29 protein-coding genes, 3 tRNA genes and 1 pseudogene are annotated in these 25,198 nt (G+C 56.6%); 19 read left to right on the forward strand and 14 right to left on the reverse strand.

Going from position 1 to position 25,198, the window contains the following annotated elements:
• Positions 1-20: 20 nt before the first annotated feature.
• Positions 21-1,229 carry a multidrug effflux MFS transporter gene (locus QZ862_RS06690; RefSeq protein ID WP_296098595.1) on the reverse strand — a complete coding sequence of 403 codons (1,209 nt, stop codon included), beginning with the start codon at positions 1,227-1,229 and terminating at the stop codon, positions 21-23.
• Positions 1,230-1,365: 136 nt separating this feature from the next.
• A complete protein-coding gene (grxD, locus tag QZ862_RS06695) occupies positions 1,366-1,701 on the reverse strand; it encodes a Grx4 family monothiol glutaredoxin (RefSeq protein WP_296021984.1) in 336 nt (111 codons plus the stop codon).
• Between the two features lie 187 nt (positions 1,702-1,888).
• Here grxD and QZ862_RS06700 point away from each other — a divergent pair, with 187 nt between their 5' ends.
• Positions 1,889-2,605: a polysaccharide deacetylase family protein gene (locus QZ862_RS06700; RefSeq protein WP_296098385.1), complete on the forward strand. Its 717-nt coding sequence runs from the start codon at positions 1,889-1,891 to the stop codon at positions 2,603-2,605.
• A gap of 15 nt (positions 2,606-2,620) precedes the next feature.
• Here QZ862_RS06700 and QZ862_RS06705 read toward each other — a convergent pair whose 3' ends face one another.
• Positions 2,621-2,884: a hypothetical protein gene (locus QZ862_RS06705; RefSeq protein WP_296021988.1), complete on the reverse strand. Its 264-nt coding sequence runs from the start codon at positions 2,882-2,884 to the stop codon at positions 2,621-2,623.
• Positions 2,885-3,037: 153 nt separating this feature from the next.
• Between QZ862_RS06705 and QZ862_RS06710 the strand changes: the two genes are divergently transcribed.
• The gene (locus QZ862_RS06710) at positions 3,038-4,192 is read left to right on the forward strand and encodes a hypothetical protein (RefSeq protein WP_296098598.1); all 1,155 of its coding nucleotides are present in this window, start codon (positions 3,038-3,040) and stop codon (positions 4,190-4,192) included.
• Positions 4,193-4,262: 70 nt separating this feature from the next.
• Here QZ862_RS06710 and QZ862_RS06715 read toward each other — a convergent pair whose 3' ends face one another.
• From QZ862_RS06715 to QZ862_RS06725, 3 genes are all read right to left on the reverse strand, one after another.
• On the reverse strand, positions 4,263-4,496 hold the full coding sequence (locus QZ862_RS06715) for a BolA family transcriptional regulator (RefSeq protein WP_003516012.1): 234 nt from the start codon (positions 4,494-4,496) through the stop codon (positions 4,263-4,265).
• 19 nt (positions 4,497-4,515) lie between these two features.
• Positions 4,516-6,750, reverse strand: coding sequence for a phosphoribosylformylglycinamidine synthase subunit PurL (gene purL / locus QZ862_RS06720; protein ID WP_296098387.1), 2,235 nt, complete (start codon positions 6,748-6,750; stop codon positions 4,516-4,518).
• 114 nt (positions 6,751-6,864) lie between these two features.
• Positions 6,865-8,277, reverse strand: coding sequence for a PLP-dependent aminotransferase family protein (locus QZ862_RS06725; RefSeq protein ID WP_296098389.1), 1,413 nt, complete (start codon positions 8,275-8,277; stop codon positions 6,865-6,867).
• Between the two features lie 157 nt (positions 8,278-8,434).
• Here QZ862_RS06725 and QZ862_RS06730 point away from each other — a divergent pair, with 157 nt between their 5' ends.
• The 5 genes from QZ862_RS06730 (at position 8,435) to QZ862_RS06750 (ending at position 10,765) form a co-directional block, all read left to right on the forward strand.
• Positions 8,435-8,665, forward strand: coding sequence for a DUF1127 domain-containing protein (locus QZ862_RS06730; protein ID WP_296098392.1), 231 nt, complete (start codon positions 8,435-8,437; stop codon positions 8,663-8,665).
• 223 nt (positions 8,666-8,888) lie between these two features.
• Positions 8,889-8,963: transfer RNA gene (locus tag QZ862_RS06735), tRNA-Glu, on the forward strand.
• A gap of 88 nt (positions 8,964-9,051) precedes the next feature.
• Positions 9,052-9,636 (forward strand): hypothetical protein, encoded by a 585-nt coding sequence (locus QZ862_RS06740; protein ID WP_296098394.1) that lies wholly within the window; start codon positions 9,052-9,054, stop codon positions 9,634-9,636.
• Between the two features lie 66 nt (positions 9,637-9,702).
• The gene (locus QZ862_RS06745) at positions 9,703-10,146 is read left to right on the forward strand and encodes a VOC family protein (protein ID WP_296098398.1); all 444 of its coding nucleotides are present in this window, start codon (positions 9,703-9,705) and stop codon (positions 10,144-10,146) included.
• 160 nt (positions 10,147-10,306) lie between these two features.
• Positions 10,307-10,765 (forward strand): lipocalin family protein, encoded by a 459-nt coding sequence (locus tag QZ862_RS06750; RefSeq protein ID WP_363315908.1) that lies wholly within the window; start codon positions 10,307-10,309, stop codon positions 10,763-10,765.
• A gap of 83 nt (positions 10,766-10,848) precedes the next feature.
• Here QZ862_RS06750 and tyrS read toward each other — a convergent pair whose 3' ends face one another.
• Entirely contained in the window at positions 10,849-12,102 is a 1,254-nt protein-coding gene (tyrS, locus tag QZ862_RS06755) for a tyrosine--tRNA ligase (RefSeq protein WP_296022008.1), read from the reverse strand.
• A 172-nt stretch (positions 12,103-12,274) separates the two neighbouring features.
• Between tyrS and QZ862_RS06760 the strand changes: the two genes are divergently transcribed.
• Complete coding sequence (locus QZ862_RS06760) at positions 12,275-12,820, forward strand: GNAT family N-acetyltransferase (protein WP_296085455.1); 546 nt, start codon at positions 12,275-12,277, stop codon at positions 12,818-12,820.
• Between the two features lie 101 nt (positions 12,821-12,921).
• Here the strand turns inward: QZ862_RS06760 and QZ862_RS06765 are convergent, their stop codons facing one another.
• Positions 12,922-13,599, reverse strand: coding sequence for an alpha/beta hydrolase (locus QZ862_RS06765; RefSeq protein ID WP_062441481.1), 678 nt, complete (start codon positions 13,597-13,599; stop codon positions 12,922-12,924).
• Positions 13,600-13,809: 210 nt separating this feature from the next.
• On the opposite strand from QZ862_RS06765, the gene QZ862_RS06770 reads away from it, so the two are divergent.
• The 8 genes from QZ862_RS06770 to sufA all read left to right on the forward strand — a co-directional run bounded on the left by QZ862_RS06770 (position 13,810) and on the right by sufA (position 21,110).
• Positions 13,810-14,979, forward strand: coding sequence for a cysteine desulfurase family protein (locus QZ862_RS06770; protein WP_296098400.1), 1,170 nt, complete (start codon positions 13,810-13,812; stop codon positions 14,977-14,979).
• A 201-nt stretch (positions 14,980-15,180) separates the two neighbouring features.
• Complete coding sequence (gene sufB / locus QZ862_RS06775) at positions 15,181-16,650, forward strand: Fe-S cluster assembly protein SufB (RefSeq protein WP_296022017.1); 1,470 nt, start codon at positions 15,181-15,183, stop codon at positions 16,648-16,650.
• Positions 16,651-16,664: 14 nt separating this feature from the next.
• The gene (locus QZ862_RS06780) at positions 16,665-16,871 is read left to right on the forward strand and encodes a hypothetical protein (RefSeq protein ID WP_296098402.1); all 207 of its coding nucleotides are present in this window, start codon (positions 16,665-16,667) and stop codon (positions 16,869-16,871) included.
• Between the two features lie 11 nt (positions 16,872-16,882).
• Positions 16,883-17,638 (forward strand): Fe-S cluster assembly ATPase SufC, encoded by a 756-nt coding sequence (sufC, locus tag QZ862_RS06785; RefSeq protein WP_062424300.1) that lies wholly within the window; start codon positions 16,883-16,885, stop codon positions 17,636-17,638.
• A 24-nt stretch (positions 17,639-17,662) separates the two neighbouring features.
• The gene (gene sufD, locus QZ862_RS06790; RefSeq protein WP_296036852.1) at positions 17,663-18,934 is read left to right on the forward strand and encodes a Fe-S cluster assembly protein SufD; all 1,272 of its coding nucleotides are present in this window, start codon (positions 17,663-17,665) and stop codon (positions 18,932-18,934) included.
• Positions 18,927-20,180 carry a cysteine desulfurase gene (locus QZ862_RS06795; protein ID WP_296098404.1) on the forward strand — a complete coding sequence of 418 codons (1,254 nt, stop codon included), beginning with the start codon at positions 18,927-18,929 and terminating at the stop codon, positions 20,178-20,180. Before sufD ends, QZ862_RS06795 begins: the two co-directional genes overlap by 8 nt.
• Positions 20,181-20,202: 22 nt before the next feature.
• Positions 20,203-20,610, forward strand: a complete 408-nt coding sequence (locus QZ862_RS06800) for an SUF system Fe-S cluster assembly protein (protein WP_296098406.1) — start codon at positions 20,203-20,205, stop codon at positions 20,608-20,610.
• Between the two features lie 110 nt (positions 20,611-20,720).
• The gene (gene sufA / locus QZ862_RS06805) at positions 20,721-21,110 is read left to right on the forward strand and encodes a Fe-S cluster assembly scaffold SufA (protein WP_296098408.1); all 390 of its coding nucleotides are present in this window, start codon (positions 20,721-20,723) and stop codon (positions 21,108-21,110) included.
• 65 nt (positions 21,111-21,175) lie between these two features.
• Here the strand turns inward: sufA and QZ862_RS06810 are convergent, their stop codons facing one another.
• Positions 21,176-22,114, reverse strand: a complete 939-nt coding sequence (locus QZ862_RS06810; RefSeq protein WP_296098410.1) for an MYG1 family protein — start codon at positions 22,112-22,114, stop codon at positions 21,176-21,178.
• 74 nt (positions 22,115-22,188) lie between these two features.
• Positions 22,189-22,671 (reverse strand): transcription elongation factor GreA, encoded by a 483-nt coding sequence (greA, locus tag QZ862_RS06815; protein WP_296098418.1) that lies wholly within the window; start codon positions 22,669-22,671, stop codon positions 22,189-22,191.
• Between the two features lie 104 nt (positions 22,672-22,775).
• Here greA and QZ862_RS06820 point away from each other — a divergent pair, with 104 nt between their 5' ends.
• Complete coding sequence (locus tag QZ862_RS06820; protein WP_296098419.1) at positions 22,776-23,027, forward strand: hypothetical protein; 252 nt, start codon at positions 22,776-22,778, stop codon at positions 23,025-23,027.
• Positions 23,028-23,107: 80 nt separating this feature from the next.
• Here the strand turns inward: QZ862_RS06820 and QZ862_RS21310 are convergent.
• Positions 23,108-23,478 (reverse strand): annotated as a pseudogene (locus QZ862_RS21310) (hypothetical protein).
• Between QZ862_RS21310 and QZ862_RS21315 the strand changes: the two are divergent.
• Positions 23,372-23,593, forward strand: coding sequence for a hypothetical protein (locus QZ862_RS21315; RefSeq protein WP_363315910.1), 222 nt, complete (start codon positions 23,372-23,374; stop codon positions 23,591-23,593). The pseudogene QZ862_RS21310 and the gene QZ862_RS21315 overlap by 107 nt on opposite strands.
• 163 nt (positions 23,594-23,756) lie before the next feature.
• On the opposite strand, the gene QZ862_RS06830 is transcribed toward QZ862_RS21315, so the two are convergent.
• Both QZ862_RS06830 and QZ862_RS06835 read right to left on the reverse strand, forming a co-directional pair.
• Positions 23,757-23,833 (reverse strand) — tRNA-Arg (locus QZ862_RS06830).
• Positions 23,834-23,864: 31 nt separating this feature from the next.
• Positions 23,865-24,170 carry an ETC complex I subunit gene (locus tag QZ862_RS06835; RefSeq protein WP_296036838.1) on the reverse strand — a complete coding sequence of 102 codons (306 nt, stop codon included), beginning with the start codon at positions 24,168-24,170 and terminating at the stop codon, positions 23,865-23,867.
• Between the two features lie 323 nt (positions 24,171-24,493).
• Here QZ862_RS06835 and QZ862_RS06840 point away from each other — a divergent pair, with 323 nt between their 5' ends.
• Positions 24,494-24,637, forward strand: coding sequence for a hypothetical protein (locus tag QZ862_RS06840; RefSeq protein WP_296098420.1), 144 nt, complete (start codon positions 24,494-24,496; stop codon positions 24,635-24,637).
• 235 nt (positions 24,638-24,872) lie between these two features.
• Here QZ862_RS06840 and QZ862_RS06845 read toward each other — a convergent pair.
• Positions 24,873-24,949: transfer RNA gene (locus tag QZ862_RS06845), tRNA-Pro, on the reverse strand.
• Positions 24,950-25,198 lie beyond the last annotated feature (249 nt).

Consider the following 25,198-nt stretch of genomic DNA (forward strand, 5'->3'; position numbering starts at 1 on the left):
TTTTTCGTTGAATATTCAACTCAGTGCGTTGGCTTGTTATGAGCCTGGAACAGCTTGCCTTTTTCACCGATCAGCACGAAGACCAAGCCTATCACGGAGACGATGAAGAAGCCGCTGACCATGGGTAGTGCGGTGCCGTTGAAAGCCTGCCCGATACTTGCACCAATTAGCGAGCCGCCTACCGTTCCCAAAAAGCCAATGACGGAAGACGCCGTTCCCGCCACATGGCCAAGTGGCTCCATGGCGAGCGAGTTGAAGTTCGAACCGATCAGGCCGAACTGGAACATCGACAGACCGAACATCACGATAAACAGCGCGAAGGGCAATGGATGGGGCCCGAAGACCATCATCATCAACCAGATGAAGTTGATGGTGATGAAGCCGAGCAACGAACCATGCGACAGCTTGCGCATGCCGTAGCGCCCAACCAATTTCGAGTTCAGGAAGGACGACAGCGACATGAACAGTGCGACCGCGGCAAAGGCTGCGGCAAACCACGCACCGAGATCGTAGATGCCCTTATAGACCTGTTCGGCGGAATTGATGAAACCGAACAGCGCGCCGAAGATGATCATGCTGGCGATGGTGTAACAGAGCGCCACCCGATTGGTCAGGACGATCTTGAAGCCCGTCAGTACGGATGAAACCGTCAGGGGGCGCATGTCTTCCGGACGCAGTGTTTCGGGAAGACGCGTGTACATCCAGACCGTTACGATGGCCGCGATTGCTGCCATGAAACCAAATATCAGGTGCCAGTCTCCGAAGAATAGGACGATCTGGCCTGTCCCCGGTGCAATGACCGGCACCACCATGAACACCATCATGATCAGCGACATGACCTCGGCCATCTGACGCCCGCCATAGATGTCGCGAACGATAGAGACGGTGATGACGCGTGTTGCGGCTGAACCAATACCCTGGATGAAACGCAGCGCCAGGAGGCCGGCAAAACTCGGCACAAAGATCACTGCGATAGATGACACGATATAAATACCAAGGCCGAACAGCATCGGTTTGCGGCGACCAAAGCGATCCGCCAGCGGGCCGTAAAAAAGCTGGGCGATGCCGAAACCGAGCAGGTAGGCCGAGACGACATACTGGCGATGGTTCTCATTATCGACGCCGAGTGAAGCGCCGATCTCCTGGAGGCCCGGGAGCATGATGTCGATGGCAAGAGCATTGAGCGCCATCAGCATGGCGGCTAGGCCAATGAATTCCGTGCGCCCCATAGTGCCTGCGGGCGAAGCGGTCGTTTGTGGAGGATTTGTCAATGGATTGCCTCAAAAGAACGGCAAAGGCGTTGCATGACGCAACGCCTGGCATAGTTTTCTGACAATCAGGGTGGGCCGGATGAACCGGCCGAAATCAGGCCGCGCCGCGGACGCTGATACCCTGTTCTTGAAGGTGGCTTTGAAGTTCGCCGGATTGGAACATTTCTCTTACGATGTCGCAACCGCCAATGAACTCGCCCTTGACGTAAAGCTGCGGGATCGTCGGCCAGTTGGAATAGTCCTTGATGCCCTGTCGAATTTCAGCATCAGCCAGAACGTTGACACCCTTATAATCAACGCCAAGGTAATCCATAATCTGGACCACCTGTCCGGAGAAACCGCACTGCGGAAACTGGGGCGTACCCTTCATGAAAAGAACGATATCGTTGCTCTTCACTTCGTTGTCGATCATGTCGTGAATGCCGCTCATGGCTGGATTCCTTTCACATGCGGGTCAAGGCCGCTGCTTCGTTCGCTCTTAAATAACATGGAATGTCGTTATTTCCAGTCGCAAAGGCGAAAAAACGGAGAGCGTTCGGAATTGAAACAAGCAGTCATGGTGCTGCCCTGAAAATGTGGTGCCCTGATGCTCCATTCAACCAAAGCCGGGACAAGACATGCGAAAATTTGGTGTGTGGATTATCGCAGCGCTGGTGGTGCTGCTCTCGGTTTTCGGGTTATTCCAGCTAAGCAAGGCGCGTGGCTATCAACTCTTCGGAACGATCGTTCCACGCGTGGAGACAAGCGCGCCGCTTGTGGCTTTGACGCTCGATGATGGTCCCACCCTCCGTTATACGCGCGATGTGTTGAACCTCTTGGATGAGAAGAACGTCAAGGCGACCTTTTTTCTCACAGGTAAAGAGATGGAGGAAACGCCAGCGCTCGCAGCCGACATCGTCCGTCGCGGACACCAGGTCGCCAATCACTCCTTCTCGCACTCCAACATGAGCCTGATGGGCCTCGCCAAGGTGCGCGACGAAATCGAGACAACGGATCGTGCCATTCGCGCCGCGGGATATCAGGGAGAAATCTACTTCCGCCCGCCCTATGGCAAGAAGCTTTTCACCTTGCCGTGGTATTTGTCGCAAACCGGGCGCACGTCGATCACCTGGGATGTAGAGCCGGAATCCTATCCGGATATCGCCGAGGACCCCGATGCGATCGCGGAGTATGTGATAAAGAACGCGAAGAGCGGCTCGATCATTCTGCTGCATGTCATGTATCGAAGCCGCGAAGCGTCGCGCCAGGCTCTACCCAAGATCATCGACGGTGTGCGTTCGCGTGGCTTTCAATTCGTCACAGTGTCTGAACTGATGAAGCACCAGCAGACGTAATGAGGGACTACAGGCCTACCGCGCCCTCTGCTTGCTGCGAGCGGCGGCTGTCCGGCGTTTGCTGACTTGTTTCTTCGCAGGCGCTCGTCTTGTCTTTCGTGCGGGCTTCTCGCCGAGTGCCGCCTCCAAAATCCCGCCAAGGATGCCACCCCCGAGGGATGTGCCAGATTTTGCCTTGCCCCGCGCGCGTCGCGTTTTGCGTACACCTGTCTTGGACAGGATTTCCGACATGGCACCCTTCACCACATTTCCGATGATCTGATCAACGATTTTCGACAAGATCTTCTCCGCTCCGCAACAAAATCCACCAGCTCGCTTATGATATAAAACATAATTAAGCCACGGTCTTTACTATATGGGCGACACCCATTGTATCAAGCGATCCTTTTGGGCTCTTCGCAACCTTCAGGTTTTGAACCCTTGGCTCGTTTTATGGCGTCTGTCTCTTCACGTCTCGTTTTCTACTTCCCTGGCTTCGATCCCCTGGATGCGGCGGCCCATCACCGGCGCTATGAGCGCAGTGCTGCCCAATCCGGCAAGACTTTTGGTCTCGATTATGCCGTCGGTGCGGTTCAAGAAGTCGAGGCGGGTAGCCGAATGGAGGTGGTCTCGATCTCCAACGGTCACGAAACGAAGAGCACCATCTATGTGCATGATCACAACAGTATCATTTCAGATCTGAGAGCGCCTCCCATCTGGAAACAGATTGCGCTTGGGTTCAAGGCGGGCGCAGAGATCATCACCAGCGGTGCGGCCTTCAGGTACTTTCGTCACGCCTGGCGGTTCGGCCTCTTCTTCCTCTTCCCCTATCTTCTGATCTTCACGGGTCTCGTCTTTTCGACGTTGATTGCCGTGTCGCCGCTGCTGCTGAATGTTCCACCGTTTCTCTGTCTTTTGAGTGTGCCGGCGGCGTGGCTGTTCTTCTACAAGCTGGTTATCCCGTTTTCTGCCCGGTTCCATACCTTGCATCTCTTTGCCGACTGGCGCTTTGCATTGATGGTGGGCCGCGACGAGCCGGTTGCGCGTGCCTGGATCGAGGACAAGGCGCGCAAAATCCTGCTCGCTCTCGAAACACCGTCGGACGAAGTGCTTTTCGTATCCCACAGCATGGGGGCAAGCCTGGCGCTTGCAGTGGCTGGCCGTGTGCTGGAGTTGAAGCCGGGCGCCTTTGATGGACGCAATATCTCTTTCGTCACCTTGGGCGGTGCAGCACTTCAATGCGCGTTCATTTCAAAAGCGGATCGGTTGCGCCAGAGCATCGGCACACTCGCACGCGATGCACGGATCGTATGGTTTGATATCCAGTGCCTTTCGGACCCGATCCACCTCTATAAATGCAACACGGCGCATCTGACCGGGCATGCGGATGCCGCACAGCCCAAGATCGTGCGTATTAAGTTCAAACACTCGCTGTCGGATGAGCGCTACCGTAAGAACAAGTTCAATTTCTTGCGCATGCATCGTCAATACGTGCTGGGATCGGACCGTAAGTCCGGCTTCGATTTCGCGCTGCTGACGGCAGGTCCGCTACCAGCGGCGTCATTTGTGGGCCTGAAGTCCGACGAGCCGCCCCTGACATTTCGGTGAACCGAGAGCAATAAAGAAAAAGGCCTGCGTGATGGGGATCACGCAGGCCTTTTTGCTGAGCGAAAGCAGTTTATTCGGGGGCGGAAGTCTGCAGCGCCAATGCATGCAGCACGCCACCCATATTGCCCTTCAATGCGTCATAGACCATCTGGTGCTGTTGAACGCGGGTCTTGCCCTTGAAGGCATCGGCCACGACTTCAGCGGCATAGTGATCGCCATCCCCGGCCAGATCGCGGATGGTGACCTTTGCTCCGGGAATTCCAGCTTTAATCATGTCTTCAATATCGCCGGGCTTCATGGGCATGGTGTCTACTCCTCAATTCTTATTCTGCTGCGACGAGTGTCTCGCCGTCCATGAACTGAGGGAACCATGATTCATGGGCGTTGCGCAATTCTTTAATCTCGACCCCGCGCGCCTTACCCAGCTTTACCGAAGAGCCGCCGGTTTTACCGATAACAGCGAGCGAAACGCCCGCGGAAGCGGCTTGCGCCTTAACAGCTTCGAGATCGGACTGCTTGACGGTCAGTACGTAACGTCCCTGATCTTCGCCGTAGAAGGCCAGGATCGGATTGTTGCCGGATACCGTTTCGATGGTCGCGCCGATGTCCGATGCCATCGCCATTTCGGCAATCGCTAGAGCAAGGCCACCGGAGGAGCAATCGTGAACCGCGCTCGTCAGGCCTTCTGTGATGACGGTGCGAACAAAGTCGCCGGTCTTCTTTTCGTTGTCCAGATCGACATGCGGGGCAGGGCCGTCGATGCGGCCATGAATGTCGCGCATGTAAACCGACTGGGCAATGTGGGTACCAAGTCCCTCAGGCGCGCCGGCGAGCAGGATGACCTCGTCAGCTGCAGCAAAGCGAATACGTGCCATTTTCGACCAGTCCTTCAGAAGGCCGACGCCGCCGATGGTCGGGGTCGGCAGGATGGCTTGGCCATTGGTCTCGTTATAGAGCGAGACGTTGCCTGATACGATCGGGAATTCGAGCACCTTGCAGGCTTCGCCGATACCCTTGATGGCATGGACGAGCTGGCTCATGATCTCCGGCTTTTCGGGATTGCCGAAGTTCAGGTTGTCGGTTGCCGCCAGTGGCAGTGCGCCGGTGGCGGTGATGTTGCGCCAGCATTCGGCCACAGCCTGCTTGCCGCCTTCGAAGGCGTCGGCTTCCACGTAGCGCGGAGTGACGTCGGAGGAGAAGGCAAGCGCCTTCGTCTCATGGCCCTCGACGCGCACAACGCCCGCGTCGCCGCCCGGCAGCTGCAGCGAGTTGCCCTGGATCAGCGTGTCATATTGTTCGTAAACCCAGCGGCGTGATGAATTGTTGGCAGAGCCGACAAGCTTGATGAGCGCATCTGCAATATCGGTTTCCGGAATGTCGTTTTCGGAAAGCGGCGCGGAGACCTTTGCCGGTGTCCAAGGACGGTCATATTCCGGTGCCTGATCGCCCAGTTCCTTGATCGGCAGATTGGCGACTTCCTCGCCATTGTGCAGAACGCGGAAGCGCAGATCGTCGGTCGTCTTGCCGACGATGGCGAAATCCAGACCCCACTTGACGAAGATCGCCTTGGCGACCTCTTCCTTGGAGGGCTCGAGAACCATGAGCATACGCTCCTGGCTTTCGGACAGCATCATTTCGTAGGCGGTCATACGCTCTTCGCGAACCGGAACCTGATCGAGGTTCAGCTCGATGCCAAGGTCACCCTTTGCGCCCATTTCGACGGCGGAGCAGGTGAGACCGGCGGCACCCATGTCCTGAATGGCGATGACGGCACCCGTCTTCATCAGCTCCAGGCAGGCTTCCAACAGGCACTTCTCGGTGAAGGGATCGCCAACCTGAACCGTCGGGCGCTTCTCTTCGATAGACTCGTCGAATTCCGCGGAGGCCATCGTCGCACCACCGACGCCGTCACGACCGGTCTTGGCGCCGAGATAGACGACAGGAAGACCAACGCCTTTGGCTTCCGACAGAAAGATCGCGTCGGACTTTGCAAGGCCTGCGGCGAAGGCATTGACGAGGATGTTGCCGTTGTAACGCGGATCGAACTCGACTTCGCCGCCCACGGTCGGGACGCCGAAGGAGTTACCATAGCCGCCGACACCGGCAACGACCCCTGCCACCAGGTGGCGGGTCTTCGGGTGGTCGGGCGCGCCGAAGCGCAGCGCGTTCATCGCGGCAATCGGACGTGCACCCATGGTGAAGACGTCACGCAAGATTCCGCCAACGCCGGTCGCCGCGCCCTGATAGGGCTCGATATAGGAGGGGTGGTTGTGGCTCTCCATCTTGAAGACGACGCAGTCGCCATCGTCGATGTCGACGACGCCAGCGTTTTCGCCCGGTCCCTGGATGACGCGCGGACCCTTGGTCGGCAGCGTCTTCAGCCACTTCTTCGAGGACTTGTACGAGCAGTGCTCGTTCCACATGGCCGAGAAGATGCCCAGTTCGGTAAAGCTCGGCTCGCGTCCGATCAGGTCGAGAATGCGCTGATATTCATCGGGCTTCAGCCCGTGGGATGCAACGAGTTCCGGGGTGATCTGAATATGATTTGGAAGTGTCATAGGTCTCACGGGGTTCGAGCCGGTACGGGAATTTCCGGTTCTTTACCCTAAGACATGCTCTCTTGCGATAGGAAAATGCCCTTGCGGGCCTTCAATTCAGCGTCTTGCGCGCCTCTACTCGATGCTGTCGTAGCCCGCGGACCCATTGTCGAGGAGCCTTCTCAAGACACTGAGCCCGCGTTTTAGCTCGTCATGGGTCTTGGGTAGCGAAAAGCTGATGCGCACTCGATGAAATATCCGATCGGTTCTGGCGGGTTTGAACTCATCTTCATCGTCAATGAGAACATTCTCGTTCATCGCGGCATTGCGAAACGTACCTGAAAGCCAGGGCTCGGGAAGCTTCACCCAGACGAACGCAATTCCCGGCGCGCTATTGAAATCAACGCCCTTCAAAGTTTCGCTGACGATACCTCGTCGCGTCTCGATTTCACTGATGCATGCCTTGCGGATGGAATCCGCATCGCCGCTGATCACTAACCTCGCGGAAAGCTCCGCCATCAGGAAGGGAATGCCACCGGTAAGCATCTTGTGCGCCACCCGAATGCGCGTGACGAAGGCTGGCGGGCAGGCGACCCAGCCGCCGCGCAAGCCGGCGCTGACCGATTTGGAAAGACCGTTCACCAGAAACGTTCTGTCAGGTGCAAGCTCGGCGATCAAAGGCAGTTCGTTGCCTGTCATCGCGCCGTAGAGATTGTCTTCGACAATCCAGACATTGTGGCGGTGGGCGATCTCGACGATTGCCTTGCGGCGTTCAAGGGGGAGTGTCGAACAGGTCGGGTTTTGGCCCGCAGGCATCAAGAAGACGATCTTTGGGTGTTGCTGTGCGCAGATACGCTCGAACTCATCCGGGATGATGCCGTCGGCATCGATGTCCACAATCGAGATACGGCGGCCGGAAAGGGATGCCGCACGGCTGATCTGCGAATAGGTCACCGGTTCGAAAACAATCCGGTCCCCAGGAGCTGTCATTGCGGTGATGATGCTCATTACGCCCGCATGGGCGCCAAGTGTCGTGACGACATTTTCAGGCTTGGGAGACCAGCCTTGATGAGCAAGCCATCTGGCACCCGCTTCCGTCCAGAATGACGGAAAGGTGCGTGTGTAGTCCATGATCTCCGAAGGCTTGTCCTTGACGATCTCAGTCACATGGGCGGCGATAATGCCTTGTTGGCCGTTGTCCGGTGCAGCGGTGCCGTTGAACGAGATCTGGCCAGGGGCGGCCATCGATACCCGTGTTCCGCCGAACGGACTTTCCATTGCCCTGGATATCGCTTCTACGGGTTTACGATCATTCACATAGGTCCCGCGCCCGACCTCGCCGCTGACGAGGCCACGTTCATGGATCAGGGAGTAGGCGCGGCTGATCGTGCCGATCGTCACGCCAAGATCGAAGGCGAGATTACGTTGCGGCGGCAACTTCGTACCTGGTGCCAGCACGCCGTCTGCGATCGCGGCTTCGATATGGTCTGCGAGACGCACATAGATTGGGCCGGAGCCTTCGCCGATGTTCGGAAGCCAATTTGTCATGGTGACAATATATAAATTGTATCCCTGTCGATGTCAATTGTATTGATTGTCTCGAGATTGATCGCAAGCGCTGAATACAAGGTAGGGTACAATCATGCGCAGGATGGAAGAATATCTAGCTTCGACGGATCAGAGCAGCGGTGAGTCACATCGGGTAATGTCCGTCCGTGACCGGATGACGCCCGCAAGGCCTTTTGCGCCGGAGGAGGCATCAGGCTTTCTGGCACGCATGTTGCAGCGCGTGTCGTATTGGCACGCCAGACGCCAGAGCCGCCTTAGCCTTTATGATCTTTCCACCGAACAACTTGCCGACATCGGCCTCTCTCGCGCAGAGGCCTACGAAGAGACAAGCAAGGCTATTCTATCGCGCTGGACACGCTCGCTTTGAGCACCCACGTCTCGACGGTTATCCATCGAGATGAGAAGCCGCAGCACCCGTCCCAACCGGTGCCGCGGGCTTTTTTGCAATCGAACAAGCTTTTGTTTTGAATAGCCAATCCTTGTTTTTCAGGGCTTTGCGGGCGTGATGTCATTTTTTTGTCAAATCGCGCATTTTACCGCTTGCGGTATCGAAAACCTCTGACTATAAGGGCGCCACAAACCAAGCGCACGCGCCCTTCGTCTATCGGTTAGGACGTCAGATTTTCATTCTGAAAAGAGGGGTTCGACTCCCCTAGGGCGTGCCACTTGGCTTCGTATCCTCCCTAAAAATGCCTTTGACAGCGTCTAGTCTTCGCGGTTTTTGCTGCTTGCAGAAATAGTACGAGGGAGCCAATGACTAATCGCTTGTTTCTCATCGGCGGACCATCCCATGCGGGAAAATCGACACTGGCCGCTGCCGTTGCGGAGTGCCTCAATTGTCGCTGCATATCGACCGATAGTCTCGCCAAGCATCCCGGAAGGCCTTGGCGCGATCCGCCCGAGCAACTGCCGCCGCATGTCGTCGAACATTATCGCGATCTGTCGCTGGATGAGATGATGCAGTCGGTACTTACTCATTATCGATCCATGTGGACACCGCTGGTTCTGCCGCTGATCGAGGGAAGGGAACGTCTGGTGCTGGAGGGTTCCGCACTCTTGCCGGAACTGGTTGCGCAGCTGGACACGCAGAATATTAGCGCAACTTGGCTCGTGGCTGCCGAAGGTGTGCTGGGGCGTCGCATCAAGGTAGAAAGTGATTACGAGGCGCGTGATCCTGATAAGAGATTTCTGATCGACAAGTTCGCTCAGCGTGCCCTCGCTTTCAACCGCTTTATCAATGAGGAGATATCACGCCTGTCTCTGCAAAAGCTGGAGGTAAGTTGCGAGACCTCTGTGGACGATCTGATGGTGCGACTCGGCGTTGCCGGTTCTCCGTGAGGTTTTGCGGTTGACCCCGCCCGCAATTGCGTGATGGTTGTTGCCGTCAGTTTGGGAGGATCTTTCGTGGAATCGCATGTGCCGTTTTCGCTCGTGGGGATCGACCACGTCGTGCTGCTGGTAGACGATATGGAAAAAGCGCTCGCCTTTTACCATGATGTTTTGGGCTGCCGACCGGGTTACTCCTACCCGGAACTTGGCATGGAGCAGGTTTGGTGCGGTGCGTCTCTGATCGTGCTCTGGGATATCACCCACCCGGGCGGGCACAAGGCTACGCCACCGGTGGCCGGTGGACGAAATGTCGACCATGTCTGCATAGCGACGGGACCGTTCGAGCATGATGCCTTGCGAGCACATCTGGAGCATCATGGGGTGACCATCGAGCGTGAGGCGATGCATGGCGGCGCCCGTGGCATGGGGCATTCCTTTTATATCCGCGATCCTTTCGACAATTTGTTGGAGGTGAAGGGACCGGCGGAATATCCCGATGGACGCTCCGTGATCTCCTGATCCTCTTCACCATCTTGTTGATGCAACCGCTTTGGCAAGCCGAGCGTTTCCGGCGACACTTTGGCGGAGAACCAGCATGAACACATTGCTTCGATGGGCCAGCGCAGGCCTCGTCTCGTGCGCATTGGGCACCAGCGTCTTTTCCCCAGCGCAGGCAGAGATGGGGAAAGCGCCAGCGGTTGCGCAGACGGACATGTCGCATTATCGCGGGAAGTGGCTCGAAATTGGCAGAACGCCCATGTGGCTGACGGATGGCTGCGTGGCTGGCTATTCGATCTACAAGCCCGGCTCTTCGCCCGGCCAGGTGGTGATTGAGGATGGATGCCGCGAAGGATCGCCGACCGGAAAGCTCAAGACGATCGAGGGAATTGGCACGATAACGGACGCAAAAAAGACCATGGCGAAGATGCGGGTTCGCTATCCGCTCTTTATCACCTTCAATTACTGGGTGCTCTACAATTCACCGGACAAGACGTGGTTCATCAGTGCAACGCCGGACATGGAGAATCTGTGGATTTATTCTCGCTCCGTTCCGTCCAAAGCCAAGCTGGCTGTGATGGTCAGGAAGGCAAAGGAACTCGGCTACGATACCTCGAAGCTCGAATTCCCTGAGTTTTGACGTCGCGATCTTGGGTCGCGTTCAAGTGTTTGATCAGATTGATGTGAGAGCCGCTTTCGCGGCCCTCAGACTTTGGCAATGGATTAGGCTGGTCGCACCAGCATGTGCTTCTTCTTGCCAAGGGAAAGCTTGATGACGCCATCTGCCGTGACTTCGCCCGAGCCGATAAGTTTGCGCTCATCCGAAACGCTCTCGTCGTTGATGCGCACCGCACCGCCCTGAACGTGCCGACGGGCTTCGCCGTTCGACGCGGCGAGACCGGCACGCACGATCAGCGAGAGAAGACCGATGCCTGCTTCCAAGTCTGTCTTCGGCACTTCGATCGACGGCAAGTTGTCGGAAAGCGCCCCTTCCTCAAAAGTCTTGCGAGCGGTTTCGGCAGCCTGTTCTGCGTTTTCCCGACCATGAAGCATGGCGGTGATCTCGGTCGCCAAGATCTTCTTGACCTCGTTGATTTCCGAGCCGCCGAGCGCCGAAAGCCGAGCGATCTCGTCCATCGGCAGCGTGGTGTAGAGCTTTAGGAAGCGGGAGACATCCGCATCTTCCGTGTTTCGCCAGTACTGCCAGAAATCATAGGCCGACAGCATATCGGGGTTGAGCCAGACCGCGCCGTTGGCCGACTTGCCCATCTTTGCACCTGATGAGGTCGTCAGAAGCGGCGAGGTCAATGCGTAAAGCTGCGGCGTTCCCATGCGGTGGCCGAGATCGATCCCGTTGATGATATTGCCCCACTGATCCGAACCACCCATCTGCAAACGGCAGCCAGTGCGCTTGTTCAGTTCCACGAAGTCGTAGGCCTGAAGGATCATGTAATTGAACTCGAGGAACGACAGCGACTGCTCGCGGTCGAGGCGTGTTTTCACGCTTTCGAAGGACAACATGCGGTTGACGGAGAAATGGCGGCCCACGTCGCGCAGAAACTCGAGATAGTTTATCTCGCGCAACCAGTCGGCATTGTTGATCATCAGTGCTGGCTTTTCGGCGCGATCATAGTCGAGGTAGTTCGAAAACACGCGCTTGATCGAAGCGATATTGCTCTCGATCGTGTCAACGGTCATCAATTGACGCGCTTCGTCCTTGAACGACGGGTCGCCGACCATGCCGGTGCCCCCGCCCATCAGCGAAATCGGTTGATGTCCGGTCTTCTGCATCCAGTGCAGCATCATGATCTGGATAAGGCTGCCCGCGTGAAGGCTTGGCGCGGTCGGATCATAGCCGATATAGGCAGTCACGGTTTCCTTGGCGAACAGTTCGTCGAGACCTGCCTCATCGGAGATCTGGTGAATGAAGCCGCGCTCATCGAGCGTGCGGAGGAAATCGGACTTGAACCTGGACATAACCTTTTACTTTCTGGATTGTCGTTACCTTCACTGCATTTCAGTGAATGGCAGCGGCTTTATCATTGTTTTTTGAAAATTACACCCGTTTCGGCCATGAATGTTGGCTTGGTTGCGCTGCGTTTCACGCGGACGGCGGGAGAGAGCGGTGAGGCAAAGGGAAGGCAGAAGAATGTACGAGGAAGTCATATTCGAGACCGAGAGGCTGAAAGTCGCTATGTGGGCGCCTGGCGACGTTGCCCTTGTCCATAAACTGCACTCTACAATCGAAACGACACGGTATCTGACGGGATCGGCACCCTGGAGCCTGGAGAAGTGCGAAGAACGGCTGTCGCGCTGGGTCGAGGATCACCACCGTTATGGCACCACGAAGTACAAGCTTCTTTCGCGTGACGACGATCGTTTTCTCGGGAGGGCCGGTTTTTCCTTCTTTGGGGGAGAGAGGCCAGATTTCGAACTAGGCTACTCGCTGTGTCAAACCGACTGGGGGAAGGGCTATGCGACGGAAATTGGAATGGCCTTTAGAGACTGGTTCTTCGACCGAAAAATCGCCAACAAGTTCATTGCTTTCACCCACCCGAACAACATTGCCTCGCAGAACGTCCTGACCAAGATCGGGATGCGCTTGTGCCAACCCATGACCATTGAGGGGCTTGTGTGTCCGACGTTTGAATATACTGCCGTCATGCACGATCAAATCGCAGTACGGTCAAGTTGATGTGAACTGAGCCCGGTCACAGTGACACATTAAAATGGCACATTGTCATAATGAAAAAAAGCCGCCGGAGTGACCGGCGGCTTTGAATGTCTTGTCGATCTTCAGCGAATGCGCTTGGCCGCTGGCTCCGGCACCAGTTCGCCGTTCAGGCGGCGGTCGAGATAGTCGCCGCATTCGCTCATCAACTCGTCCACCTTGCCACTGAAGAAGTGGTTGGCACCAGGCACGGTGCGGTGGGTGATGAGAATACCCTTCTGAGTTTTCAGCTTTTCGACCAGGCCGTTGACGTCCTTTTCAGGTGCAACCTTGTCCGCATCGCCGTTGATGATCAGGCCAGAAGACGGGCAGGGTGCAAGGAAGGAGAAGTCGTAGGTGTTCGGCTGCGGCGCAATCGACATGAAGCCTTCGATTTCCGGACGGCGCATCAGAAGCTGCATGCCAATCCAGGAACCGAAAGAGTAACCAGCGACCCAACAGCTCTTGGAATCAGGATGCAGGCTCTGCACCCAGTCGAGTGCAGACGCAGCGTCCGACAGCTCGCCCGCACCGTGGTCGAATTCGCCCTGGCTACGGCCGATGGAGCGGAAGTTGAAGCGCAGCGTCGTGAAGCCGCGCTTCTGGAACATGTAGAAGAGCTGGTAGACGATCTGATTGTTCATCGTGCCGCCGAACTGCGGATGCGGATGAAGAATGATGGCAATCGGGGCGCTTTTTTCCTTGGAGGGCTGGTAGCGGCCTTCGAGACGACCTGCGGGGCCGTTAAAAATGACTTCGGGCATAGATACTCCGGTCGGTTCTTATGTTTCTGACGCTTTCACCGGCAAGAAGACTTGACGTAGATGGTCAGCTTTTCTAAAACCTAGTTTAGAACTGTTCGAAACTTGTGTTCCGTGGCGCTGTTGGTTGTGTCATAAGGCAAGGGTGACGGAAATTTCAAGGAAAATGCGCTTTAACGCGCGAATGATCGGGATAAAGGCACGATTTGCGCCATGGGCACAGCGGAGCGCACATATCTGGACTGGAATGCGACAGCACCTTTGCTGCCCGCCGTCCGTGATGCGCTTGTCTCTGCTCTCGATCTTTCCGGCAACCCATCCTCCGTCCATAAGGAAGGCCGTGGGGTTCGCGCCGCAGTCGAAGCCGCGCGCCGCGATGTCGCCGCTCTGGTCGGTGGGCAAGCCTCGCACGTCGTCTTTACCAGTGGCGCGACCGAAGCTGCCAACCTCGTGCTGTCGCCGCGCTTCAAGATGGGCCGTGCGCCCCTGACGGTAAGTCATCTCTATGTCTCGGCAATCGAACACCCTGCCATTCGAGAAGGCGGGCGGTTCGACAAGTCCGCCATGACCGAAGTTCCGGTGACCGCGCACGGGATGCTCGATATCGAGGCGCTCGGACATCTGCTGTCCCAGCATGATCGAGCATCGGGCCTTCCCATGGTGGCGCTGATGCTAGTGAACAACGAAACCGGTATCGTCCAGCCTGTGAAGGAAACGGCGCAACTGGTTCATGCCGCTGGTGGATTGCTGGTCGTTGATGCCGTTCAGGCTGTCGGGCGGATCGCTGTCGACATCGATGCGCTGGATGCGGATTTCCTGATCGTTTCGTCGCACAAGATCGGCGGCCCGAAAGGCGCGGGCGCGTTGATTTCCCGTGGTGAAGTGATGATGCCGCTGCCGCTCATCCATGGTGGTGGGCAGGAAAAGGGTCATCGTTCGGGCACGGAGAATACGCTTTCCATTATTGGCTTTGGCGTTGCCGCCAAGGAGGCAGCGGTGATGCAGGAAACAGAAAGCGCACGCTTGGCGACGTTGCGGGCGCGGCTTGAAGATGGAATGCGCGCCAACGCTCCGGATGTGATCATTCACGGTGCCGATGTGACGCGGGTTGGCAACACCACCTTCTTCACGCTTCCCGGGTTGAAGTCGGAAACGGGGCAGATCGCTTTCGATATCGAGGGCATCGCTCTATCAGCTGGCTCTGCGTGCTCTTCTGGCAAGGTCGGGGAGAGTCACGTGCTGACTGCGATGGGGCAGGATCCAAAACTTGGTGCCCTGCGCATCTCGCTGGGGCATGCTACGACGGAAGACGACATTGAGAAGGCCGTTGAGGCCTTCGGCAAGATTGCAGGGCGGCGCAAGCTGTCCGGTCAGGCAGCCTGAGGGCTGGAATAAACTGCGAAATGTCAAAATTTCGCTTGCGGTGCGGTGGGAAAAACGCCAACCCGCTCTTAAATAAACGCATGAAAGCGCTGGCCTCGAAAGGCCCTTGCATTTATGTGAAACGCGCATGAAGGCGGGGTTTCCGTCTTGATACGTTGACAAGCCACCGGACCTTGTATCCGGCGAGATTGGAGAACGACAATGGCAGCGGTTCAGGAAACGATCGATCAGGTTCGCCAGATCGATGTGGACCAGTACAAATACGGTTTCGAAACCGAGATCGAAGTCGACAAGGCGCCGAAAGGCCTGTCGGAAGAGGTGATCCGTTTCATCTCCGCCAAGAAGCAGGAGCCGGAATGGCTGCTTCAATGGCGTCTTGATGCCTATCAGCGCTGGCTGACGATGGAAGAGCCTACCTGGGCGCGCGTCAATTATCCGAAGATCGACTTCAACGATCTCTACTATTATGCCGCGCCGAAGAGCACGCCTGGTCCCAAGTCGCTTGATGAGGTCGATCCTGAGCTTTTGAAGGTTTATGAGAAGCTAGGCATTCCGCTGAAGGAACAGGAAATCCTGGCCGGCGTGGAAAACCGTCGCGTGGCGGTTGATGCCGTGTTCGACTCGGTCTCTGTCGTCACCACCTTCAAGGAAGAATTGAAGAAGGCTGGCGTGATCTTCATGTCCATCTCGGAAGCCGTGCGCGAGCATCCGGAGCTGGTGAAGAAGTATCTCGGTTCCGTCGTTCCGACGACCGACAACTTCTATGCGACGCTGAACTCCGCGGTGTTTACCGACGGGTCCTTTGTGTTCATTCCCAAGGGCGTGCGTTGCCCAATGGAGCTTTCCACCTATTTCCGCATCAATGAGAAGAACACGGGCCAGTTCGAGCGCACGCTGATCATCGCGGAAGAAGGCGCTTACGTTTCCTATCTGGAAGGCTGCACAGCACCGCAGCGCGACGAGAACCAGCTTCATGCAGCTGTCGTAGAACTCGTTGCACTCGATGATGCAGAGATCAAGTATTCCACCGTCCAGAACTGGTATCCGGGCGATAAGGAAGGCAAAGGCGGGATCTACAACTTCGTGACAAAGCGTGGCGATTGCCGCGGTCATCGCTCGAAGATTTCTTGGACGCAGGTCGAAACCGGCTCGGCGATTACCTGGAAGTACCCGTCCTGCATTCTGCGTGGCGACGACAGCCGTGGCGAGTTCTACTCGATTGCTGTCTCCAACGGTTACCAGCAGGTCGATTCCGGCACCAAGATGATTCATCTCGGCAAGAACACGTCGAGCCGCATCATCGCCAAGGGTATCGCGGCGGGCTTTTCTGAAAACGTCTATCGCGGTCAGGTCTCGGCCCATCGCAAGGCAACGAATGCCCGCAACTTCACGCAATGCGACAGCCTTCTGATTGGCGACAAGTGCGGTGCGCATACCGTGCCTTATATCGAAGCAAAGAATGCCTCTGCGCATTTCGAGCATGAGGCAACCACGTCCAAGATTTCCGAGGATCAGCTGTTCTACTGCTTGCAGCGTGGCATTCCGGAAGAAGCCGCGATCGCTCTGATCGTCAACGGCTTCGTCAGGGACGTTATCCAGCAACTGCCGATGGAATTTGCCGTCGAAGCGCAGAAACTGATCGGGATCTCGCTGGAAGGTAGCGTCGGATAATGAAGGTGCCCCGCTTGACGAAAAGCTCACGCTTGATGGTGTTGTGCATTTTCGTTTCAATGGTCGGGGTGTTCATTGGAGTTGGTGGGCTGATGGCGGGCCGTGAGTTCGCCAAGCTAATTTTAATCGCAAGCGCGACCGGGATGATTGCCATCTTTTGGCTCTCCGACGCGCTTCAACCATTTGACCGTTTCTCTTCGCGCAAGAGAAAACTAGATTGAGAGATAACAACATGCTTGAAATCATCGACCTGCACGCAAAGATCGCCGATACCGAAACCGAGATCATCAAGGGTCTAAACCTGAAGGTTGCCGCTGGCGAAGTGGCGGCCATCATGGGTCCTAACGGCTCCGGCAAGTCCACGCTGTCCTACATCCTGTCGGGCCGCGAAGACTATGAAGTGACCTCTGGCGACATTCTCTACAATGGCGAGAGCATTCTGGAGCTCGACGCTGCCGAACGCGCTGCCAAGGGTATCTTCCTCGCCTTCCAGTACCCGGTTGAAATTCCAGGCGTTGCGACCATGCAGTTCCTGAAGGTTGCGATGAACGAGCAGCGCAAGGCACGCGGCGAAGCTGAACTGACGACGCCGGACTTCATCAAGAAGGTGAAGGAAGCGGCAGGCGATCTGAAGATCGACATGGACATGCTGAAGCGTCCGCTCAATGTCGGCTTCTCCGGCGGTGAGAAGAAGCGTGCCGAGATCCTGCAGATGGCGCTGCTTGAGCCGAAGCTCTGCGTGCTGGATGAAACGGACTCCGGTCTCGACATCGATGCTCTGAAGATCGTTGCTGACGGTGTCAACGCGCTGAAGTCGCCTGATCGCGCCACCGTGGTCATCACCCACTACCAGCGCCTGCTCGATTACATCGTACCAGATAGCGTCCATGTTCTCTACAAGGGCAAGATCATCCGTTCGGGCGACAAGGCACTGGCGCTGGAACTGGAAAACAATGGTTACGCCGACATCATCGGTGAAGCGGCCTGATTAACGGGCCAGGAGACCATGTCCATGAATATTCAAACGACAAACCGGCTGACACCTGCGGAGACCGCACTGGTTGAAGCCTTCACGGCCAAGTTCAGCGAGCTTCCCGGCAATGGAGACGTGGTTGCTGCGCGCGACGTGCTGTTCGACGATCTCAAGACTGCCGGTCTGCCGACCCGCCGCATCGAGGCCTGGCACTATACCGATATGAAGAGCCTGCTGCGCAGCATTCCTGAGGATGCCTCCGCGCCGCTGATCGAGAAGCGTGATCCTGCTGTTGCTGGTTCGCAAGCGATCTATCTGCTACACGGTAAGTCTGTAGACGCCGACATTGCTGGTTTCGAAGTCGAAAGCTATGCAGAAAGCCTGCTGGATGGCACGGCTGCCGCCGCACTCGTGGCCGCTGACAAGGACGACATGATCGGTCGCCTGAATGGCAGCTTCGTACGTGACGGCTATTCCGTTACCGTTCCGGATGAAGCCGACATCGAGCAGCCGCTCGAACTTCAGGTGATCCACGGCGCCGGGCAGGTTCATAGCCGGTCGCCGGTTCGCTTCGGCAAGCGCTCAAAGGCAACGATCATCGAGCGTCATCTATCTGTTTCGGCGGAAGCGGCTCTCGTCACGCATGTCACCGATCTTGAGGTACAAGACGGCGCGGAAGCGACCTATATCCTGCTGCAGCAGCAAGGTGCAGCCGATACGCATCTGGCGCAGTTGCGCATCAAGCTCGGTGCCGAGGCAAATCTTCGTCTCTTCATCATCAATGCCGGCGGCAAACTGGTGCGCCAGGAACTGCGCATCCATGTCGAGGGCGAAGGCACGGATCTGTCCGTTCGAGGCGTCAATCTGCTGGGCGGTGAAACCCATACCGACGTGACGATGGTTCTTGGCCACAACGTGCCGAACACGACGTCAACGGAAATCTTCCGCAATGTCGTCTTCGATCGTGCGAAGGGCATCTTCCAGGGCATGATCCGGGTTGCACCCGATGCTCAGAAGACCGACGCCAAGATGGCCTGCAACACGCTTCTGATGTCCGACGACGGCGAGTTTTCGGCTAAGCCGGAGCTTGAAATCTTCGCAGACGACGTTCAGTGCGGCCACGGCGCAACAGTTGCCGATATCGACGCCAAGCACCTCTATTACCTCATGGCACGTGGTGTGCCGCGGGCGAAGGGGCGCGCGATGCTGGTAAACGCGTTCGTTGCGGAGATTGTCGAAGAACTGGAAGATGACAATCTGGTAGAGGCGCTGGAGGGTATCATTTCCAGCTGGTTGGACGCTCATGCCTGATTTTAGCGAACGCGCCGTTAAAGCGGCCCCCTACGATGTCGAGGCCGTGCGCAAGGATTTTCCAATCCTGTCGCGCGAGGTCCATGGCAAGCCGCTTGTCTATCTGGACAATGGCGCGTCCGCGCAGAAGCCGCAGGTGGTGATCGATGCGGTGTCGCATGCCTATTCCAACGAGTATGCCAATGTGCATCGCGGCCTGCATTTTCTCTCCAATGCGGCAACGGATGCCTATGAAGCATCGCGCGAAAAGGTGCGGCGCTTTTTGAATGCCGGCTCGGTGGACGAGATCGTCTTCACCAAATCCTCCACCGAGGCGATCAACACGGTTGCCTATGGCTATGGAATGCCGAAGATCGGCGAGGGCGATGAGATTGTCCTATCGATCATGGAGCACCATTCCAATATCGTGCCTTGGCATTTTATTCGCGAGCGCCAAGGCGCCAAGCTCGTCTGGGTGCCGGTGGATGACGAGGGCGCGTTTCATATCGAGGCTTTCGAAAAAAGCCTGACGGAGCGCACTAAACTCGTTGCCATTACCCATATGTCGAATGCGCTCGGTACCATCGTGCCGGTCAAGGAAATTTGCCGTATCGCGCATGAGCGCGGTATTCCGGTGCTGATCGATGGCAGCCAGGGCGCCGTTCACATGCCGGTCGATGTACGCGATATCGATTGCGACTGGTATGTCATGACCGGGCACAAGCTCTATGGCCCGTCAGGCATCGGCGTTCTATATGGCAAGGCCGACCGCTTGAAAGAGATGCGTCCCTTCCAGGGTGGCGGGGAAATGATCCTCGATGTCTCCGAAGACGAGATCACCTACAATGAGCCGCCGCATCGTTTCGAAGCCGGGACGCCGCCGATCGTTCAGGCAATCGGACTGGGTTATGCACTGGACTATATGGACAATCTCGGGCGTGCGGCAATTGCCGCGCATGAAGCGGATCTTGCCGCCTATGCGGCAGAGCGGCTGCGGGACATCAATTCGCTCCGCATCATTGGAAATGCACCGGGCAAGGGCGGCATCTTCTCCTTCGAGCTCGAAGGCATCCATGCCCATGACGTCTCGATGGTCATCGACCGGCGAGGTGTTGCCGTGCGTGCCGGTACACATTGCGCCATGCCGCTCTTGAAACGCTTCGGCGTGACCTCCACATGCCGGGCATCATTCGGGCTCTACAATACCCGCGCGGAAGTGGATGCGCTGGCCGAAGCGCTCGATTATGCCCGCAAATTCTTCGCCTGAGATCGGATAGAGGATCAGGACCATGAGCACCGACACGACTGAACAGCCACAGGATCTGGCACAATCGCCCGCGCAAGAGGCTGGACCTGCCCCCGCTAAAGCCTCCAGTCTTTCTCCGGATGAGCTGGCGCGCCTCAGTGACGATGTGATCGCAGCGCTGAAGACTGTCTACGACCCTGAAATTGCGGCCGATATCTTCGAATTGGGTCTCGTCTACAAGATCGACATCGAAGACGACCGTATGGTCAAGATCGTCATGACGCTGACAGCACCTGGCTGCCCGGTCGCTGGTGAAATGCCGGGTTGGGTGGAAAACGCGGTCGGCGCTGTCGAGGGCGTATCCGGCGTCACGGTGGAAATGACCTTTGATCCGCCATGGACCCCGGATCGCATGTCGGAAGAAGCGCAGGTTGCGGTTGGCTGGTATTGATCGCGGTCGATTAGACAGCGGGCACGTCTTGATACCATCGCCACGCAGGACTAGATTTGAGTCCATAAACATCGGGCCTTGAACCCGACTGTCGAAGGAGTGAGGAGCCCATGGGCTTTGCAGTGATGACAATGACGGAGGCTGCGGCCTCTCGCGTCAAGGCGATCGTCGATAATTCCGGTGCGGACGCCAAGGGCGTGCGCGTCGGCATCAAAAAAGGCGGCTGCGCCGGGATGGAATATACCATCGATCTGGTCACGGAGCCTGATGCCAAGGATGATCTGATCGAGAACGACGGTGCAAAGGTTTGGGTGCAGCCTTCCGCTGTGCTGTATCTGCTGGGCACGCAGATGGATTTCGAAGTCACCAAGATGCGCTCCGGCTTCACCTTCAACAATCCGAACCAGACATCGGCCTGTGGATGCGGCGAATCCGTCGAACTGAAGGCGGCAGATCTTGCAGCGCTCGCTAAACAGCGTGAGGCGGAGGCAAGCGTCTGATAGGTGCCCGTGGCATTGCGGTGCTTGTCTTCACGCGCCGCTTCGGTTCGTTTTCCAAGCAGTATTCAGGCAGACTGCCGCTCTAACAGGGCTTCCTTCGTGGCGATTTTCGCCATCATCATTGCGGCTTCTCGCGTCTTTGCCGCTGCAATGAAGCGACCATTGTGGCAGAAGGTTGCGCCTTCGACACCACTTGCCCGCTCCAGATCGCCATTGGTCAAACCCGCCCAGGAAACCGGAAGATCGGCGCGAAGTTCGAAGCCTTCTTCAGCACGGCGGATGCCTGTTACGCACCAGTCCTTATCACGCGGGTGAACGACGAAAAGTAGGTGGTCTGCACCGGCTTTTACGATGGCCGGGCGGAAGGGCATTCCGATCGGCAATTCCAGAATGCGGCTTTCGCCGGTCTGTTGTTCTATGGCTTTTAGAACAAGCGTTTCTGCTCTGAGTTTTGCCGCTTTCTTCTCGATCCCGGCTTCAACAAACGCGCGAGCAATCGTAAGCGCGCCATGAAATGCTGCGTCATCGGCGCCTGGTTCACGGTTGTCGAACGAAGGCTTCAGCGTTTCTAGCAATGACGGCAGGGTAAGGCCCGCGAGTTCTCCGGCAATGGCAGGACTCAGCGCCCCATTGTCTGTGAGGTCGATCGGTAGCACGAAGCTTTTGTCGAAAGACGCGTGGACGTCTTCGATGTCGGCTGCAGGAATGCCAAGCGCGGTGAGATAGTCGCGACCGTAGTGCTTCCACACAAGGCCGAATGAGCTATAGGGCTGGCCGTTCTCACGCAGCGGCGCACCGCGCTGATGGTGATCGAAGATCTGCGCCTCTGCATCATAAGCGCCGCCGACATCATAGATGATCCGGTCTTTTGAAGGCGTGATCCATTCCGGCGCGCGGCTCCGAACGATTTGCGCCCCTGGATAAAGGCGGGTGAGGATGACGCTGGAAAGCAGTTCATCGGCATGGAAGCCGCCGGAATGAGTGACGAGGAATTCCAACGCCATGCGCAGTAAACCTTTTGCTGAAAGTCAAGTAACAGGGCAGTTACCCGTTATTTCAACCTCCTGCAACTGGTGGCCTAGTGAATGGCGGTTATTTCCAGTTCTTGTCCGCCCACCGTGGCAATATCACCAACAGCCTTGCCATTTAGTGCACGGGCAACGGGTGAAACGTAGGAAATGGATCCCGCCTTCGGATCTGCCTCGTCCTCGCCGACGATACGATAGGTTTGGACGCGACCATCTTCACGAGTGAAGGTGACGGTACTTCCAAAAGAAACAATCTCGGTCGTTTCTGGGGCGGGCATTAACTGGGCGGTGCGCAGCCGCTCCGCAAGATAGCGGATATCTCGGAGGTGCGGCGCAATCTGGCGCCTGCGTTCATTCACATCCTCTACCGCATTGGCAATCTCGTGTGCCGCACGGGCAGCTTTCATCTGTTCTTCGAGGCGCTTGAGACCTTCCTCAGTGACGAGATTGGGATGTTGGGAGATGGGGCGATCCGGCAGTTGGGTTTCCGCTGCAGTCTCTGCACTTTCTTCTTTTACAAAGGCAACGCTCACGGTCCTACTCCCCAATTCGCATCTCATTCATATGGAGAGCGAGAGGCGATTTAGCAAGTTTGAGAGGAGGCCGACTTTCGCAATCTCGTGCTCAGCTTTCCCGTGTGGCAAACCAGTTCGCCAGTCATGCGCCGATGTTGTGCCCGGCACTGAAAAATCGCGCTCAGGACGTCTGCCGGTGGCGAGAAATACGTGTTGTCCAGCGCAGCGTCGAGCCGCAAATTTTTCATGCCGACTTCGATTGTGATCGCTTTGCGTTTAGCAAGCGTCAGCCCGACTGTCTTTGCGGCAAACAAATCAAGTGGATCGCCAAGACCATTATGCAGGAAAACCATCCCGAAAATCATGATGCCTGACTGGACAATCGAGGCTTTGGACCCGCCGACCACAGCGGCAGCACCGGAACGGCTGCTCTGACAAAGGATGGCAGCAATTTCTAGAGAAGCGCACCGAACGCCAGTCGTATGACGACCGCTTGATGATGCCCATGAACTTCGCCCAGCCATGGACAGGCTAGTGCTAGCTGGCAAACCCAGACCAGGGGAGGCGTGATGATCGGGGCCGCAGGTGTCGTTACCGATGGGCAGGCGACCGAAAGGGCAACATGATCTTTTGAGAGGTAGGTCATGACATTCGAGAAGGTGCCGCTGGGGCGGCAACAACAAGTATAACGCTAGCGACAACTTTCCGGGGCGTCGGGATGAGATTTATCGGCGAAACTGCGAGAAGCGGCATGATCAAAAACCAGCCCGCCAAGCCGAACGTCACATCGAAAGGCCGTTGCACGACCTCAAGAAAATCATCCAGCGAGATGGTCGCTCCCGTTCCCAACATGATGACCGACAAAAGCGTGACGATCCAATTGATTGAGGAACACGTGCCGCGGATGGAGGCGACGATCAACAAGGGGCCGCGTAGATGATCGAGGCATGGATCGCGCCGCATCAGCGTTGATGCTGCTTTTAGGATAGGCGGGTTGGACCCAACGAGAAGAAAGCGTTATCCGAAGATCTCTATCCCCACGTGTTTTCTAGTGAGGGATTGCGTGAAATTCACATTAAAAAATCAATTGCTTGTAAAGTGTATGGCGACCCCTGCAGGACTCGAACCTGCGACCTACTGCTTAGAAGGCAGTTGCTCTATCCAGTTGAGCTAAGGGGCCACTTACGACGCCGTGAAGGCGCCGGAAACGGTTAGTGCGTCCAAGGCTGCGTGCGGGTGTAGCGGAAATTGTCCGTGTAGGAAACCGTCTGCCGCTCTGCTTCCTTTGGCTGGATCACGCGGTAATCGATGCCCTTGCGCTGCGCGTAGGCTTCTGCCTGTTCCTGCGTCTCGAAGTTGAGCTTGACCTGCTGCTTCATGTCCGAGGAGGACGTGTAGCCCATGATCGGGTCAATCTTGCGCGGAACCTCGGCGTCGAATTCCAGCACCCAGATATTCGTCTTGGCTTTGCCAGACTGCATGGCGGTCTTTGCCGGACGATAAATTTTTGCAGACATTTCAACTGCTCCAGTCTTGCGCTCAAGCGCGATGACGCTCTTTCTACGCGGCCTTCCGTAACCATTGTATTACGGTCGGCATCGGAATTTCACTTGGACCGACTCATGCGCGAAGTCAAGCCGGTAGGTTGGTAGATGCTACAGCATCGGTCTTAAAATCGTAATCGATTTTCTGAAAGAGCGGTGCATGGGTTCAAGGACGATAGAAGCATGGCACCCCACCGAAAGATCGCAGGCTTCGACAACAGAAAAAAGCCAATGGCACGCTTGAATGAGACGCGCGAAGCAGATTGTATCGCGGCGACCAAGAGGAGACACCGATCATGAGCGATAACGTCATCAAGTTCCGCAAGCCGCAGCCGTCGAAAAAACCCCGTCCTCCCGGTCAAGGCAAGATTTTGGCGGTCGTCATAGGCGGCGTAGCGCTTTGCGTCTTGATCTGGATGCACTTTCAATTTGGAGTATGACGCCTGACATGCTGAATTTGCTCAGCTAAGGGCAAATCGATCTTGGTCTCCCAACAATAGGCGGTGCCTGACTCGCTCAAGGCTTGAGATCGCGATTCGATGCGTAATGAGTGGCGTTCTGGACTTGATACTTCATAGAGCCGCGAAATCCCGAATATCGGAGCCCGCTCAGCTCTCACAAAAAATTTAATTATAGGGAAGTAATAAATTTCAGACAAATCATTGATTTGTCGAATGGTCGGAGTGGAGAGATTCGAACTCCCGACCCTCTGGTCCCAAACCAGATGCGCTACCAGACTGCGCTACACTCCGCCGATGTCGTGAGCGGGGAGATACACGGTTACCGCAGACCCTGCAACAGCTAAAATCACCTTTTCGTTTGTTTTTTCTCGATCGCCGGTCGGTCACTTCCTTAAAGCGCTGTCGGAAGCCGGGTCAGATTACGAAGTTTTCACTTCACCCATCCCTCTGGCTGTGCCAAGCGATCCGGCAGACGTATTTTAGCAGTTGCGGTAGCGGCCTTCGATAGCCACCTATCAAGCCTTAAGACTTCTGCAATCG

Origin of the sequence: uncultured Agrobacterium sp. (assembly GCA_913777615.1) — a bacterium.
Lineage (GTDB): Bacteria > Pseudomonadota > Alphaproteobacteria > Rhizobiales > Rhizobiaceae > Agrobacterium.

Excerpts from the sequence above, each read along its gene's own strand:
- QZ862_RS06690 (WP_296098595.1), bottom strand. The coding sequence starts at position 1,229 with ATGGGGCGCACGGAATTCATTGGCCTAGCCGCCATGCTGATGGCGCTC.
- grxD (WP_296021984.1), bottom strand. The coding sequence starts at position 1,701 with ATGAGCGGCATTCACGACATGATCGACAACGAAGTGAAGAGCAACGAT.
- QZ862_RS06700 (WP_296098385.1), top strand. The coding sequence starts at position 1,889 with ATGCGAAAATTTGGTGTGTGGATTATCGCAGCGCTGGTGGTGCTGCTC.
- QZ862_RS06710 (WP_296098598.1), top strand. The coding sequence starts at position 3,038 with ATGGCGTCTGTCTCTTCACGTCTCGTTTTCTACTTCCCTGGCTTCGAT.
- QZ862_RS06715 (WP_003516012.1), bottom strand. The coding sequence starts at position 4,496 with ATGCCCATGAAGCCCGGCGATATTGAAGACATGATTAAAGCTGGAATT.
- purL (WP_296098387.1), bottom strand. The coding sequence starts at position 6,750 with ATGACACTTCCAAATCATATTCAGATCACCCCGGAACTCGTTGCATCC.
- QZ862_RS06725 (WP_296098389.1), bottom strand. The coding sequence starts at position 8,277 with ATGACAAATTGGCTTCCGAACATCGGCGAAGGCTCCGGCCCAATCTAT.
- QZ862_RS06730 (WP_296098392.1), top strand. The coding sequence starts at position 8,435 with ATGTCCGTCCGTGACCGGATGACGCCCGCAAGGCCTTTTGCGCCGGAG.
- QZ862_RS06740 (WP_296098394.1), top strand. The coding sequence starts at position 9,052 with ATGACTAATCGCTTGTTTCTCATCGGCGGACCATCCCATGCGGGAAAA.
- QZ862_RS06750 (WP_363315908.1), top strand. The coding sequence starts at position 10,307 with ATGGGGAAAGCGCCAGCGGTTGCGCAGACGGACATGTCGCATTATCGC.
- tyrS (WP_296022008.1), bottom strand. The coding sequence starts at position 12,102 with ATGTCCAGGTTCAAGTCCGATTTCCTCCGCACGCTCGATGAGCGCGGC.
- QZ862_RS06760 (WP_296085455.1), top strand. The coding sequence starts at position 12,275 with ATGTACGAGGAAGTCATATTCGAGACCGAGAGGCTGAAAGTCGCTATG.
- QZ862_RS06765 (WP_062441481.1), bottom strand. The coding sequence starts at position 13,599 with ATGCCCGAAGTCATTTTTAACGGCCCCGCAGGTCGTCTCGAAGGCCGC.
- QZ862_RS06770 (WP_296098400.1), top strand. The coding sequence starts at position 13,810 with ATGGGCACAGCGGAGCGCACATATCTGGACTGGAATGCGACAGCACCT.
- sufB (WP_296022017.1), top strand. The coding sequence starts at position 15,181 with ATGGCAGCGGTTCAGGAAACGATCGATCAGGTTCGCCAGATCGATGTG.
- sufC (WP_062424300.1), top strand. The coding sequence starts at position 16,883 with ATGCTTGAAATCATCGACCTGCACGCAAAGATCGCCGATACCGAAACC.
- sufD (WP_296036852.1), top strand. The coding sequence starts at position 17,663 with ATGAATATTCAAACGACAAACCGGCTGACACCTGCGGAGACCGCACTG.
- QZ862_RS06795 (WP_296098404.1), top strand. The coding sequence starts at position 18,927 with ATGCCTGATTTTAGCGAACGCGCCGTTAAAGCGGCCCCCTACGATGTC.
- QZ862_RS06800 (WP_296098406.1), top strand. The coding sequence starts at position 20,203 with ATGAGCACCGACACGACTGAACAGCCACAGGATCTGGCACAATCGCCC.
- sufA (WP_296098408.1), top strand. The coding sequence starts at position 20,721 with ATGGGCTTTGCAGTGATGACAATGACGGAGGCTGCGGCCTCTCGCGTC.
- QZ862_RS06810 (WP_296098410.1), bottom strand. The coding sequence starts at position 22,114 with ATGGCGTTGGAATTCCTCGTCACTCATTCCGGCGGCTTCCATGCCGAT.
- QZ862_RS21315 (WP_363315910.1), top strand. The coding sequence starts at position 23,372 with ATGAGATTTATCGGCGAAACTGCGAGAAGCGGCATGATCAAAAACCAG.
- QZ862_RS06835 (WP_296036838.1), bottom strand. The coding sequence starts at position 24,170 with ATGTCTGCAAAAATTTATCGTCCGGCAAAGACCGCCATGCAGTCTGGC.
- QZ862_RS06840 (WP_296098420.1), top strand. The coding sequence starts at position 24,494 with ATGAGCGATAACGTCATCAAGTTCCGCAAGCCGCAGCCGTCGAAAAAA.